The following is a 13,118-nucleotide window of genomic DNA, read 5'->3' as shown; positions in this document are numbered from 1 at the left end:
GCTCGGCGCAGGCCCGGCACGGCTACCCTCGAGTCCGTGTTGCCCGCAGACTGGATCGAACATCGTCGTACCGACCGCGAACCGGTCGGCTGGATCTGCCCCGACGGCGAGGGATTCCGCGTCTTCGACCTGCTGGGCCGGGAGCGCACCGCCGAGCCGGTCGACTGGCTCGACGCCGAGGAGATGCTCGACGACCTCGGTATCGGCTATCTGGCCGATCAGTGGATCCTGCGGTTGTCCGACGGACGCGAGCGCCCCGTACGCATCGCCGAGACGAGCCCGCACGGCATCGTCGTCCTCGCCGACGAATACGGCGCCGCCTCGGCCGTCGGCGCCGATCCCGACCGCTTTGAGCTGCCATTCCCGGCGACCGACGAGTTACGGCCCCGCTGAACAGGTTTCAGCCGGCGGTCTTCTGCACCTCGGGTGCCACCGGGGTGATCGGGAGCCGCAGGCCACCGGGCGCGTCGGCGGGGACGACCGGGGACACCGGGGCCACCGGGTCGAGCCGGCGATACGGCTGCCCCTGCTCCGGACGCTGGTCGGCCTCCCCCTTGTTCGGCCAGAGCGATGCGGCCCGCTCGGCCTGCGCGGAGATCGACAGCGACGGGTTCACGCCCAGGTTTGCGGTGATCGACGCCCCGTCGACGACGTAGAGCGACGGATAGTTCCACACCCGGTGGTACGGGTCGATGACACCGCCGGACGGGTCGTCGGAGATCACGCAGCCGCCGAGGTAGTGGGCGGTCAGCGGGATGTTGAAGATGTCGCCCCAGGTACCGCCGGCGATGCCGCCGTGCAGTTTGTCGGCGATGCGTCGGGTCGCCTCGTTGCCCGCCGGGATCCACGTCGGGTTGGGCTCGCCGTGACCCTGACGGCTGGTGACGTAGCGGAACGGGCCGCGCTTGCGCACGAAGGTCGTCAGCGAATTGTCCGAGGACTGCATCACCAGCGCGATGACGGTCTTCTGGCTCCAGCCGCGGGGCACCATCAGGCGCGGCAGCCAGGTCGGGTGGCGGAGGAACTGCTTGAGCGCCTGCCCCATCCGGTTGACGCGGGATCCGCCGTCGGTCAGGACCGTCTGCAGGTAGGCCATCGCGTTGGATCCCTTGCCGTAGCGGACCGGCTCGATGTGGGTGGACTCGTCGGGATGGAACGACGAGGTGATGGCCACCCCCTCCGAGTAGTCGCTCGCCGGGTCGATCTTGGTGCTCATCGCCCCCAGGATCGACTCGGAGTTGGTGCGGGTGAGCACGCCCATGGCGTCGGAGATCTTCGGCAGGGTGGACAGCTTCGCCGCGTGCATGAGTTTCTGGGTGTTGAACGTCCCGGCGGCCATGATCACGTTGTCGGCGGTGAACGTCCGCTTGCGGGCGCCCAGCGGGCCCCACGACGACGAGCCGTGCGTCGACACCTCCCAGGTGCCGTCGGTCCGCTGGCGCAGCGCGTCGACGGTGGTCCGCTCGACCACCTGGGCGCCGGCCGACTCCGCGAGGCCGAGGTAGTTCTTGACCAGTGTGTTCTTCGCGCCGACGCGGCACCCGGTCATGCACGCGCCGCACTCGGTGCAGGCCGTGCGCTCGGGCCCCGCCCCGCCGAAGTAGGGGTCGGGCACCGTCTGCCCGGGCTTGCCCTGGCCGCCGGTCTTCTCGCCGAAGAAGACGCCGACCGGGGTCGCCACGAAGGTGTCGCCGGCCCCCATCTCCTCGGCAACCTCCTTCATCACCCGGTCGGAGTTGGTGAAGGTCGGGTTGGTGACGACACCGAGCATCCGGGCCGCCTGGTCGTAATACGGGGTGAGTTCGGACTCCCAGTCGGTGATGTGGGCCCACTGGCGGTCGCGGAAGAACGGCGTCGGCGGCTTGTAGAGGGTGTTGGCGTAGTTGAGCGAACCACCGCCCACGCCAGCGCCGGCGAGGATCATCACGTCTTTGAGCAGGTGGATCCGCTGAACGCCGAGCAGACCGAGCTTGGGGGCCCAAACGAACTTGCGGAGGCGCCAACTCGTCTTGGCGAACTGGTCGTCGGTGAAGCGGCGGCCGGCTTCGATGACTCCGACGCGGTACCCCTTCTCCGTCAATCGCAGCGCGCTGACGCTGCCGCCGAATCCGGAACCGATAATGAGCACGTCAAAATGACTGTCTTGTGGGCTGCGAGACATGCATCGATCATAGCCCTATGTCACATCGCTCATTGTCACACCCCGTGATGCCGGGCACACTCGACGAGATCGAGGGCCCAGTCGGCGAGATTGAGGGCCCAGTCGACGAGATTGAGGGCCCAGTCGGCGATCAGGCGCGCAGTGAGAGGCCGACCTTCTGGAATTCCTTCAGGTCGCTGTAGCCGGCCTTGGCCATCGACCGACGCAACGCGCCGACGAGGTTCAGCTCGCCGAACGGGTCGTCGGACGGGCCGGTGAGGATCTGCGCCATCGTCGGACGGTCGTCGGGCGTGGCGACCTGCAGCATCGCGCCGCGCGGGGTGTCGGGGTGGGCCGCCGAGGGCGTCCAGTACCACCCGCCGCCGGGGGCGGTCTCCGCCGACGCGAGCGGGATACCCAGGACGACGGCGTCGGCACCGCAGGCGATCGCCTTGGCCAGATCGCCCGAGGTGTTGATGTCGCCGTCGGCGAGCACGTGCACGTAGCGGCCGCCGGTTTCGTCGAGGTAGTCGCGTCGGGCGGCCGCCGCGTCGGCGATCGCCGTCGCCATCGGCACGCCGATGCCCAGCACGTCGTTGGTCGTCGTCGAGCCCTCGGTGGCGCCGTAGCCGACGATCACCCCGGCCGCCCCGGTGCGCATCAGGTGCAGCGCGGTGCGGTGATCGTGGACGCCGCCGGCGATCACCGGGATGTCGAGGTCGGCGATGAACGTCTTCAGGTTCAGCGGATCGCCGCCGCCGGAGGAGACGTGCTCGGCGGAGATGATCGTGCCGTGCACCACCAAGACCTCGGCACCGGCCTTCAGCAGGGCCGGGGTCAGTTCGGCGGCGTGCTGCGGGCTGACCCGCACCGCGGTGGTCACTCCGGCCTCGCGGATCCGCGAGACCGCCTCTGCCAGCAGGCCGGTGTCGATCGGCGCGGCGTGCAGATGCTGCAGGAAGCGCACCGCCGCACGCGGGTCCGGGTCGTTCTCGGCGACATCGCGCAGGGCGGCGAGCTTCTCCTCGGCGTCACGGTGTCGCGCCCACAGGCCCTCGCCGTTCAGCACGCCCAGTCCGCCGAGGCGGCCCAACTCGATCGCGGTCTCCGGCGACATCAGCGCGTCGGTCGGGTGCGCAAGGATCGGTGCGTCCAAGCGGTAGGCATCGATCTGCCAGGCCGTCGACACATCTTTCGACGAGCGGGTCCGCCGCGACGGCACGATGCTGATGTCTTCCAGCTCGTATGTCCGCCGAGCCGTCCGGCCCATCCCAAACTCCACGAGATCACGCACGACGCTTACGCCTTTCTGCCAGCCGGTGACACGGCATCACCCAAGAATTCCGGTCGGACCGGTCAGCGAGAATAGTAGTTCGGCGCCTCGGCCGTGAGGGTCACGTCGTGCGGGTGGGACTCTTTGAGGCCCGCCGCGGTGATCTGCACGAACTGCGCCTGCTGCAACTGCGGGATCGACGACGACCCGGTGTAGCCCATTGCGGCACGCAGCCCGCCCACCAGTTGGTGGATGACCTCGCCCAACGGGCCACGGAACGGCACGCGCCCCTCGATCCCCTCCGGGACCAGCTTCTCCTCCGAGAGCACGTCGTCCTGGAAGTAGCGGTCCTTCGAGTACGACTTGCCCTGGCCGCGGCCCTGCATCGCGCCCAGCGACCCCATGCCGCGGTAGCTCTTGAACTGCTTGCCGTTGACCAGGATCAACTCGCCGGGAGACTCTGCGGTGCCGGCGAGCAGCGAGCCCAGCATGGCGGTCGAGGCGCCGGCGGCCAGCGCCTTGGCGATGTCGCCGGAGTACTGCAGCCCACCGTCGGCGATCACCGGGGTGTCCGACGCCTGACACGCGGCGACGGCCTCGAGGATCGCGGTGATCTGCGGGGCGCCGACACCGGCGACCACGCGGGTGGTGCAGATGGAGCCCGGCCCGACGCCGACCTTGACCGCGTCGACGCCGGCCTCGATCAGCGCCTGCGCACCGGACCGGGTGGCCACGTTTCCGCCGACGATCTGCACGCGGTCGCCGATCTCGGCCTTGAGCTTGCCGATCATGTCCAGGACGCCGCGGGAGTGTCCGTGCGCGCTGTCGACGACGAGCACGTCGACGCCGGCGTCGGTCAGCGCCATCGCCCGGCTCCACGCCTCGTCACCGGCGCCCACCGCCGCACCGACGAGGAGTCGTCCGTCGGCGTCCTTGGTGGCGAGGGGGTGCTGCTCGGTCTTGACGAAATCCTTGACGGTGATCAGTCCGGTCAGCCGGCCGGCCCCGTCGACGATCGGGAGCTTCTCGATCTTGTGGCGGCGCAACAGGTTCAGTGCGGCGTCCGCGGACACGCCTTCCTGCGCGGTGATCAGCGGCGCCTTGGTCATCACGTCGGCGACCGGGCGCTTGAGGTCCACCTCGAACCGCATGTCGCGGTTGGTGATGATGCCGACCAGCTCACCGGTCTCGTCGACCACCGGCAGGCCGGAGATGCGGTAGCGCGCGCACATGGCGTCGACCTCGGCGAGGGTGTGCTCCGGGGTGCAGGTGACCGGATCGGTCACCATCCCGGCCTCGGACCGCTTCACCGTCTCGACCTGGGAGGCCTGCGCCTCGACCGACAGGTTGCGGTGCAGCACGCCCATCCCGCCGGCCCGCGCCATGGCGATGGCCATCCGCGCCTCGGTGACGGTGTCCATCGCCGAGGAGACGAGCGGGACCCGCAGGGAGATGCTCTTGGTCAACCGCGAGGCGGTGTCGACCTCCGAGGGGATGACGTCCGACGCCGCGGGCAAAAGCAGCACGTCGTCGAAGGTCAAACCGAGCATCGCCACCTTGTCGGGATCGTCGCCGCCTGTCCGCACATTCACCATTGCCCCATCGTACCGGTCGCCGGGAAGTCGCCGCCGCCGTCCCGATCGTCGAATGTCGCCGGTCACACCGCCTGCGCTGCGCGTCTACCGGGCCCCCATCGGCTACGGTGGAGGCGTGGCCAACCAGTATCCGCCCGGCCTACCGCCGGACCCGTTCGCCGACGACCCGAGCGATCCTGCCGCTGCGCTCGATTCCGTCGACCCCGGAATCCCGCTGGACCTCTCCGAGCGCATCGCCGTCGAGGAGGATTTGGCCGACCTCGCCGTGTACGAATCGCTCCTCTCGCCGCGCGGTGTCCGCGGCCTGGTGGTCATGTGCGACGACTGCAACGAAGACCACTACCACGACTGGGACATGCTCCGCGCCAACCTGCAGCAGCTGTTGGCCGACGGGACCGTCCGTCCGCACGAACCCGCCGTCGACCCGCGTCCCGAGGACTACGTGACATGGGACTACTGCCGCGGCTATGCCGACGGTCGGGCACACCGCGCCCGCCGCGAGCCGCGCCGGTAAGCCGGCGCCGCCCGGTCAGTTCGGCAGGATGGTGATCGGCGGTCGGGGTGCCGGCCGCTGGGGCGCCTCCGGCTGGGGCTTCGGCCGTGGCGTGTAGCGCGGCGCCTGCTCCTGGTTCTGCTGCGGCGGCGGTGTCCACCGCGGAGCCGGCGGCACATACTGGGGCATGTCGTCGGTGACCGGCGGCTTCGGTGCCGGCTTGGGCGCCTTGCGCTCGGCCTTGGTGGGCGGGGCCACCGGCGTGGCCGCCTTGATCGCCGACTCCGCCGACGCGGACAACCGGTCGATCCACTGGTCCATCGGCTCGCGCGCCGAGTCGTCACTCACCGGCGCCAGGTCGGCCTGGGCGCGCCGGACGTATTCCTTGGCCTTCTGCGGATCCCCGGCGGCGAGAAGCTTCTCGGCCTGTTCGAGGTTGATCTGCGCCGAGTACGTCGCCTGCGTCTGCACGGCGCGTTCGGCGAACACCACCTTCTTGACGCCCCACAGGGGATCGTCGGGGTTCGCCCCTTCGGAGAGCACGACCAAGCTGCCGAGGGCCACGCCGATGACCGCCGCGGCACCGGCGACCAGCCGCAGGTGCCGACGCGCCCGCCGGTCCGAGTCGTGCTTCGCGGCGGCGATGGCCTTCTCGACGTCGTCGACGGTGATCGTCCCGTCCGCCGGGCGTGCATGGACCTCCGTGCGCCATTCGGCGAGCAGCGTGGCCAGGTCGAATTCCTCGTCGGTCTGCGCCACGACGGGCAGTCCGCGGCCGAGCGTCTCGACCAGCTCGTCGTCGCGGGTGATCGCCGCGAGTTCGAGGCCGGCCGTGTCTTCGCGGGTGGTCGCCGACTCGTCAAGGCCGGTGGTGTCGTCGCGGGCGCCGTGGGGTTGGGGAATGCTCATCGGTGGTCCTTCTCGTCGCGCCGGTCCTCGAGCTCGCCACGCAGCTTGGCCAGCGCACGGTGCTGGGCCACGCGCACGGCCCCCGGGGTGGAGTCGACGGCGGCCGCGGTCTCCTCGGCGCTGAGGCCGACGATGAGACGCAGCACCAAGATCTCGCGCTGCTTGTCCGACAAGGTGTCGAGCAGAGCCGAGACGCGTCGGTTGCCCTCGGCGTCGACGGCAGATTGCTCGGGACCGTCGGCGGCGGTGGTGGTCTGCTCGGGAAGGTCGTCGGTGGGATCGGCCTTCGACCGCCCGGCGACGCGCATGGCGTCGGCCACCTTGCGCGAGGCGATGCCATAGGCAAAGGCGAGGAAGGGTCGTCCCTCGTCCCGATACCGGGGCAGCGCGGTCATGACCGCCATCAGCGCCTCCTGTGCGATGTCGTCGGCGGAGAACAGGTGGCGTTCTCCGACTCCGATCCGTCCCCGGCAGTAGCGCAGGAGAGGCTCCTGCACACTTTCCAGAACGGAGGCGAGGGCCTCTCGGTCACCCTGGCCGGCAGCCAGGACGGCCGCGTCGAGCGCGTCGCCTGTGAGTTTCATCGTCTGCAGTAGTCCCCGTGTTACACAGTGATCAGCGCGCCATGAGACCGGCACGCGTCCACCACCCTATCGAGCGGCGGCACCGGGCCCGAAACCCGCCACCGGGAAGAAGCCGCGGCGCCGCAGGATGTCTGCGGTGTCAGCGCTCCCGGCGTCGGCGTCACGCCCCGGTGCGACGCCGCCAAGGAGCTGCCACCCGGCCCATTGCAGCGGCACCAACCCGGCCTGCGCGGCCTCGTCGACGACGGCGCGCGCTTCGGCGGCCGCACCCCCCGGATCGTCTCCGGCACGGGCGGCGGCCGCGATCAACCGGGTCTTGATCCGATGGTGCGGCGACGGGCAGCCGCGGGCCAGGCGCACGGCCTCGGCGGCCCACCGCCGGCCGGCTTCGCCGTCTCCGCGGTACAGGGCGTTCTCAGCGCGGACCCAGTGCCACCGCAGCACGACGCGGCCGTCGAGCAGCCACTCGTCGGGCTCGCGTTCGGCGCCGATTTCGGCCCAGGCCCGGCCCAACAGGTCCGACGAGGCATCGAATCGCCCGAGCCCGAGGTTGTCGGCGGCCAGTCCGATGAGCGCATCGCCCAACGCGGCTCGACGCCACGGGCTCGGCTCGTCGTCGTGGATGGTCGTCGCGATGAGCGCGGCGCGACCGTCGGGGCCCAGCGCGCTGCCGTGCCGGCCGGATTGGCGGAGCCACGAGGCACGGGTACTGGTGATCAAGGACAACAGCGCACGGTCGCCGGGGTCCTGCGAGCTGCCGATCGCCGCCTCAGCGGCGTCGAGGACCGCGCGGCCCCCCGCCACCGCGCCGCGGGCGCCGAGGGTGACGGCGTGCTGCCACCGGTCCCGCTGCGACGCCGTCTTCCCCACCCGGAACAGGCTAGTCGACCGCAGAATGCAGACCCACCCACTATCAGGTCGAAACGCTTCTGACCAGTAACGGGAGCGTTAAATCTGGAGGAATTTTTACTATTGATCATTTGTGATTCAGGAAATTGACTTATGTCCGTCGGGCTGTTTAGTGTGGCCGCAACGGGCTCTGCACAGGGCGCGGACAAGGACCCGCAAGGGTCTGTCGGACCCACGAGGAGGACGGCCGATGTCACTACCCGAGCTACCCGGGCCGAATGCCGACATCTGGGATTGGCAGCGTCTGGGGACGTGCCGCGGCGAAGCGTCGTCGGTGTTCTTCCACCCCGACGGCGAACGCGGAAACGCACGCCTGCGACGCGAACAGCGCGCCAAAGAGCTGTGCCACTCCTGCCCCGTCTTGGCCCAGTGTCGCGAGCATGCGCTGCGCGTCGGGGAGCCGTACGGGATCTGGGGCGGCCTCGGCGAAGCCGAACGGGCGATGATCCTGAAGGGTCGCGGACGGCGGGGCAACCTCGCCGGCTGACCGCCCCCCGGACAGACGAAATCCGCCCCGGCTCCTCACGGAGCCGGGGCGGATTTCTCGCTTGCGGTTCGGCCTTAGCCGATGACGGCGAGCACGTCGCGCGCCGACAGGATCAGGTAGTCCTGACCGTCGTACTTGATCTCGGTCCCGCCGTACTTGCTGTAGACCACGGTGTCGCCTTCCTTGACGTCCACCGGGATCCGCTTCTCACCCTCGTCGTCCCAACGACCAGGGCCCACTGCGATGACCTTGCCCTCCTGGGGCTTCTCCTTCGCCGTGTCCGGGATCACCAGGCCGGAAGCGGTGGTGGTCTCGGCCTCGATCGCCTGGACCAGGATCTTGTCCTCGAGCGGCTTGATGTTCACACTCGCCACGATGTGAGTCCTCTACTTTCATTCCTGAACGAAATACGATGACGTATGCGGCTCTGCTCGGGCAAACCCCTCGTCGTCGCGGGTGAACGAGGAACTCTCACAGTGCCAACTAGCACTCTATACCGGAGAGTGCCAGCACTCAAGGTCGCCCGGTGCCGCCCTGCCCGGGACGCACCACCAGCATGGCCGACGTACCGTTCTGCGTGCCGTACACCCATCCGGTACGGGGGTCGATCGCCAGCGTGTGGACCTCGCTGGGGATCCGCATGGTCGCGACCGGCGCCAGGGTGTCCGCGTGGAGAACGATCAGCGTCTTCTTCTTCAACGTGGTCGCGTAGACCAGGCGCCGCTGCGCGTCGACGACGATCGACGACGGCGTCGACCCCGTCGACACCGAGCGGGTGACGGTCAACGTCGAGGGATCGACAACCGCGACTCGCCCGCTGATGAAGCTCGCTGTGTAGATCCGCCCGGTGGACGGGTCAACGGCGGGCCGCGCGTTCTGCGTCATCGGGATCCGCTTGACCACGGTGTTGGTCGTCGTGTCGACGACGGTCAGGAAGTTGCGCTTCTTGCCGTAGTAGTCGTTGTTGCCGACGTAGAGGCGGTGGCGCGCGGCGTCGTAGGCGACCAGCGTCGGGTGGAAGCTGCTGATCGTCGAGACGATCCGCCGGGCCGCGGTGTCGATCACCGCGATCTTGTCCTGGCTGTACAGCGAGACCCAGGCGCGCCCGGCATTGTCGGTGGCCGCGCCCATCGGGTGGCCACCGGGAACCCGGATGAGATTGGCCGGCCCCACCGAACGGGCGTCCATGCCGAACACCGAGATGGAATCGGTGTGGGCGTTGGTCGTCACCACCCGCGAGTGGACCGTGTCCAGCGCAATGCCGTCGGGGATCTGCGCCATCGGGACCCGCAGCGGGCCGACCTTGGCCGTGCCGTCGGGCTGCCCGCTCAGGTCGATGGTCCGCACCGGTCGCTGCGCGCGCGTGCTGAACACCCCCACCCGCGGCCGGGCGTCGGGGAAGGAGATCCCACGCTCGGTGTCCACCGGATAGGTGTTGTTGGTGATGAAGAAGGCCGACCGGCCCTCGTCGAGCGCGAGTTGCCCGCCGGTGGTCAGCCCGGTCGGCGCCTGCCCGAGGGCGAACTGCCACGACGGCGCGGCGATCGCCTCACCCGCCGAGGCCGCCACCGCCCCGACGACGAGCACACCCGACACCAATCCGGCGATCATTCGTTGCTTCATCGACTCACTCCCGTTCTGCCGGTCCGTGTGCGGAGGGCCGCTGAGCGGACCTGCGTTGGTTCTGGGGCTTGGTCTGCGCCCGCTTGGCCTGTGCCCGCTTGGCGCGGGCGCGCTGGGCACGGAGTTGCTTCTGCCACTCGCGCTGCTCGGCGGGGGTCAGCGCCTTCGGCAGTTTCGCGTTGTCCTTGCGGTATTCCGCACCGCGGCCGGTTCCGGTGGTGTCGTCCTCGCGGAAACACATCGACCGCACGACGTTGTGGAAGTTCACCAGTCCGTGCACCAGCGGCAGGTTCATCGTCACGACGAGCATGCGCGTGAACGAGACCGCGCCCAGCTCACCGCCGCCGGGCAGACCCAGCGCCGAGGCGATCGGCGCCTCGATGTAGCCGCCGACGAATCCGATCAGCCATAGCGTCACGTAGTAGACGTAGTAGGCCGCGGTCAGGGACTTGGTCACGGTCAGATCGGACAGCGCTACGGTCTCGCCGAAGTCGAGCCCCTGCTCGCGGTTGTTGTTCAACCCGATGAGCACGTCGAACGGCGCGCCGCCGACGAAGGGGATCGCCAGGCCGGCGAGCAACGAGACCATCTGCTCGGTGAAGGTGAAGTCCGCCGGGTCCGCCGGGATCAGGTTGTGCGGGATGCGCGTCGTGCGCATGATCCGCATCAGATCGCGCTCGGCCACCCGCACGTGCTTCTTGTGCGCCGGGTTGGGCACCGACTTCTCCACGTAGTCCGCGGTCCGGGTCACGATGCGGCTCAACGGCAGGCTGCTGACCGGCTTGCACGTCTCGGCGTCGGCCAGCGCCAACTGGTCGGCCGCCTCCTGGATGATCGGCGCGATGGGGATGTCGTAGGTGACGGTGTCGCTGGGCTTGCCGGCGGCATCGCGCTGCTCCTCGGTCACCCGGGCCACACACTGGTTGATGAAGGCGTTGGAAATGGCCTGGTAGACGTAGGTCGCGAGGATCTGCCAACCGGAGAACCCGAGGTTGAGCAGGGCGTTGTAGGAGGTCGTCCCGGTGATGAAGCTGGCGAAGAAGCTCCACAGCGACGCCGGGATGGCACCGGCCGGGTTGGTCAGCGGGATCAGCGAGTGCTCGTTGCCGCCGATCAGCGACCCGGTGTACGGGAGGAAAGCCGCGGTGAGCCGCAGCGGCGCGACCACCGTCGCGAAGATGTAGAGCCACGCGGTCTCGACCGCCTGCTGGAGGGAGATGTTCTCCAGCGCGATGGCCTCGTTCTGCTTGCCGTCGCGGACCTTGAGCAGGCTCTCGACGACCCACGCCGACGTTGCCGTGCGGTACCGCGCACCGCCCTGCTTGCTGCGGTCCGCACCGCGCGCCATGGGGTTGTTGGACACCGCCAGGGTCGAGACGTGGATGCGCTTCATGTCCCGGTGGGCCGCAACCTTCGCCGCCTTGGCGTTCTCGCGCAACGGCGCGGGAAGAAGGGGGAAGATCGACTCCCACAGGGAGTCGTAAACGACGCCCAACGTGGTGAACTCGCCCGAGACGCAGACCGTCGCCTTGTCCTTGTTCTCCTGCAGCGGTCGCAGCAACGAGCGCGGCGACTCGGCGATCCGGTCGAGGCGCTCTTGGTAGGTCTCGACCTTCGGCTCGGCCTTCTTCGCGACCGGGTTCCGGTAGACGAATGCCGGATTGCCCGTGACCGCAGCAGCGGACCCGTTGCCCGAACCGAAGGCCACCGCGACCAGGGTCAGAGTGACGACGGAAATGATGCGCACCCAAACTGGGATCCGCGATCCGGACCCGGTCGCAGTGGACCCGCTTCCGCTGGACTCCTTCTTCGCGCGCACAAACTCCCCCAAATCGCCCAAACTGATAGTGAGGTGAGCCTAAGCTACGTAGCGTTACCGCTTCCAGTCGCGTGGTGAGCATCACAGCGACGGCGCGTAACGCGGGGGCTGAACCGCACAGACCCGGGATACCAGGTTAGGCTATCCTCCATGACGAATCGAGCCATTCGTATCGCGACCACCGCCGCCGTTGCCGTTGCCACGGGAGCCGGCGCCCTTCTGGTCCCCGGTTCCGCGCACGCCGCGCCGACCTACCGGGTCTCCAGTACCCCGGCCGGCGTGGTCAGCGGTGGCGAGCTCGCCATCGACCAGGGGCGCAAGCGGCTCTTCATCGCCGACAACAACGCCTCGATGCGCACCACCGGCAAGGACTTCATCCCCAGCAACGATCCGGTGCGCCCCGCGGTCTCGGTGTTCGACACTGCGACGCAGCGCCCGGTCCGCCGCATCGACCTGTCCAACCAGCCGGGTGGATTGATGATGATCGGCTCGGTTCCGCTGATCCCGACGGCCCAGGTCCCCGACGGAATCGCCATCGACCCCAAGCGCGGTCGAGTGCTGGTCACCAACGCCCACGCGAGCGGGCTCACCGTCTTCAACATGAGCGCGACGAAGGTCGGCCCCGGCAACCTGATCGATCTGCCGACGTCGCACCCGATGGGGGCGGTCGCCAACACCGATAGCGGCCGCTTCTACGTCGGCCTCAACGGCACCAACAAGGTGGCCATCGTCAACACCGCCACCGGGCGCCTCGTCGGCGAGATCCCCAACCTCTACAAGGCGTCCTTCCTCGACGTCGACCTGTCGCGCAACCGCCTCTACGTCGGCAATGCCGACTACGAGGCCAAGAAGAACAACTTCGTAGCCGTCATCGACATGCGCACCAATCGGGTCATCAAGAAGATCACGACGCCGTCGAACTCGCGGCCCAAGGTCGACCCGACGACGGGCAAAATCTGGGCGAGCAGCTTCGATACCGGCAAGATCTCGATCATCGATCCGGTCTCGCTGCGCATCGTCAAGACGATCAACACCGGAACGACTCCAGCCAAGCTCGCCATCGACGCCCAGCGCCGCCTCGTCTACACCGCGAACCTGCAGAAGAAGTCGATCACCGTCATCAACGCCGATACCGGGGCGATCCTCGCCACGATCCCCACCGGCAAGGCGATCCACACGGTCGTCGTCGACCAGTCGACCGGCGTCGTCTACGGCACCCAGCACATCGGGCGGAACCTGACGATCCTCACCCCGCGGTAAGGGCCCAGTCGGCAGGATTGAGGGCC

The 13,118-nt window shown here is 68.9% G+C and carries 13 protein-coding genes; 4 read left to right on the top strand and 9 right to left on the bottom strand.

The window, feature by feature from the left end; translation table 11 throughout:
* Positions 1-36 precede the first annotated feature (36 nt).
* Complete coding sequence (locus nbrcactino_RS06520; protein WP_186343313.1) at positions 37-393, top strand: hypothetical protein; 357 nt, start codon at positions 37-39, stop codon at positions 391-393.
* A 7-nt stretch (positions 394-400) separates the two neighbouring features.
* Here nbrcactino_RS06520 and nbrcactino_RS06515 read toward each other — a convergent pair whose 3' ends face one another.
* The 3 genes from nbrcactino_RS06515 to guaB all read right to left on the bottom strand — a co-directional run bounded on the left by nbrcactino_RS06515 (position 401) and on the right by guaB (position 5,008).
* Positions 401-2,161 carry a GMC family oxidoreductase N-terminal domain-containing protein gene (locus nbrcactino_RS06515; RefSeq protein ID WP_161926620.1) on the bottom strand — a complete coding sequence of 587 codons (1,761 nt, stop codon included), beginning with the start codon at positions 2,159-2,161 and terminating at the stop codon, positions 401-403.
* Between the two features lie 130 nt (positions 2,162-2,291).
* Positions 2,292-3,434 carry a GuaB3 family IMP dehydrogenase-related protein gene (locus nbrcactino_RS06510; protein ID WP_161926619.1) on the bottom strand — a complete coding sequence of 381 codons (1,143 nt, stop codon included), beginning with the start codon at positions 3,432-3,434 and terminating at the stop codon, positions 2,292-2,294.
* Positions 3,435-3,496: 62 nt separating this feature from the next.
* Positions 3,497-5,008, bottom strand: a complete 1,512-nt coding sequence (gene guaB, locus nbrcactino_RS06505; RefSeq protein WP_161926618.1) for an IMP dehydrogenase — start codon at positions 5,006-5,008, stop codon at positions 3,497-3,499.
* A gap of 115 nt (positions 5,009-5,123) precedes the next feature.
* Here guaB and nbrcactino_RS06500 point away from each other — a divergent pair, with 115 nt between their 5' ends.
* Positions 5,124-5,522, top strand: coding sequence for a DUF5319 domain-containing protein (locus nbrcactino_RS06500; protein ID WP_161926617.1), 399 nt, complete (start codon positions 5,124-5,126; stop codon positions 5,520-5,522).
* A gap of 15 nt (positions 5,523-5,537) precedes the next feature.
* Here the strand turns inward: nbrcactino_RS06500 and nbrcactino_RS06495 are convergent, their stop codons facing one another.
* The 3 genes from nbrcactino_RS06495 to nbrcactino_RS06485 form a co-directional block, all read right to left on the bottom strand.
* A complete protein-coding gene (locus nbrcactino_RS06495) occupies positions 5,538-6,410 on the bottom strand; it encodes an anti-sigma-D factor RsdA (RefSeq protein WP_161926616.1) in 873 nt (290 codons plus the stop codon).
* Positions 6,407-6,994, bottom strand: coding sequence for an RNA polymerase sigma factor ShbA (gene shbA / locus nbrcactino_RS06490; protein WP_161926615.1), 588 nt, complete (start codon positions 6,992-6,994; stop codon positions 6,407-6,409). Before shbA ends, nbrcactino_RS06495 begins: the two co-directional genes overlap by 4 nt.
* A gap of 66 nt (positions 6,995-7,060) precedes the next feature.
* Positions 7,061-7,864, bottom strand: coding sequence for a hypothetical protein (locus tag nbrcactino_RS06485; protein ID WP_161926614.1), 804 nt, complete (start codon positions 7,862-7,864; stop codon positions 7,061-7,063).
* 229 nt (positions 7,865-8,093) lie between these two features.
* Here nbrcactino_RS06485 and nbrcactino_RS06480 point away from each other — a divergent pair, with 229 nt between their 5' ends.
* Positions 8,094-8,390, top strand: a complete 297-nt coding sequence (locus nbrcactino_RS06480) for a WhiB family transcriptional regulator (RefSeq protein ID WP_161926613.1) — start codon at positions 8,094-8,096, stop codon at positions 8,388-8,390.
* Positions 8,391-8,464: 74 nt separating this feature from the next.
* Here nbrcactino_RS06480 and groES read toward each other — a convergent pair whose 3' ends face one another.
* The 3 genes from groES to nbrcactino_RS06465 all read right to left on the bottom strand — a co-directional run bounded on the left by groES (position 8,465) and on the right by nbrcactino_RS06465 (position 11,760).
* Positions 8,465-8,764: a co-chaperone GroES gene (groES, locus tag nbrcactino_RS06475; RefSeq protein WP_161926612.1), complete on the bottom strand. Its 300-nt coding sequence runs from the start codon at positions 8,762-8,764 to the stop codon at positions 8,465-8,467.
* A gap of 139 nt (positions 8,765-8,903) precedes the next feature.
* A complete protein-coding gene (locus nbrcactino_RS06470) occupies positions 8,904-10,013 on the bottom strand; it encodes a YncE family protein (RefSeq protein ID WP_161926611.1) in 1,110 nt (369 codons plus the stop codon).
* Between the two features lie 4 nt (positions 10,014-10,017).
* The gene (locus tag nbrcactino_RS06465; protein ID WP_161926610.1) at positions 10,018-11,760 is read right to left on the bottom strand and encodes a hypothetical protein; all 1,743 of its coding nucleotides are present in this window, start codon (positions 11,758-11,760) and stop codon (positions 10,018-10,020) included.
* 222 nt (positions 11,761-11,982) lie between these two features.
* Between nbrcactino_RS06465 and nbrcactino_RS06460 the strand changes: the two genes are divergently transcribed.
* Positions 11,983-13,092 carry a YncE family protein gene (locus nbrcactino_RS06460; RefSeq protein WP_161926609.1) on the top strand — a complete coding sequence of 370 codons (1,110 nt, stop codon included), beginning with the start codon at positions 11,983-11,985 and terminating at the stop codon, positions 13,090-13,092.
* The last annotated feature ends 26 nt before the right edge of the window (positions 13,093-13,118 follow it).

Origin of the sequence: Gordonia crocea (assembly GCF_009932435.1) — a bacterium.
GTDB lineage: Bacteria > Actinomycetota > Actinomycetes > Mycobacteriales > Mycobacteriaceae > Gordonia > Gordonia crocea.
Note: the sequence above shows the minus strand (reverse complement) of the source record. Positions and strands in the feature narration are given on the sequence as shown.

Bases quoted from the DNA above. Each gene is read 5' to 3' on its own strand.
- nbrcactino_RS06515 (WP_161926620.1), bottom strand. From the start codon at position 2,161: ATGTCTCGCAGCCCACAAGACAGTCATTTTGACGTGCTCATTATCGGT.
- guaB (WP_161926618.1), bottom strand. From the start codon at position 5,008: ATGGTGAATGTGCGGACAGGCGGCGACGATCCCGACAAGGTGGCGATG.
- nbrcactino_RS06495 (WP_161926616.1), bottom strand. From the start codon at position 6,410: ATGAGCATTCCCCAACCCCACGGCGCCCGCGACGACACCACCGGCCTT.
- shbA (WP_161926615.1), bottom strand. From the start codon at position 6,994: ATGAAACTCACAGGCGACGCGCTCGACGCGGCCGTCCTGGCTGCCGGC.
- nbrcactino_RS06480 (WP_161926613.1), top strand. From the start codon at position 8,094: ATGTCACTACCCGAGCTACCCGGGCCGAATGCCGACATCTGGGATTGG.
- nbrcactino_RS06470 (WP_161926611.1), bottom strand. From the start codon at position 10,013: ATGAAGCAACGAATGATCGCCGGATTGGTGTCGGGTGTGCTCGTCGTC.
- nbrcactino_RS06460 (WP_161926609.1), top strand. From the start codon at position 11,983: ATGACGAATCGAGCCATTCGTATCGCGACCACCGCCGCCGTTGCCGTT.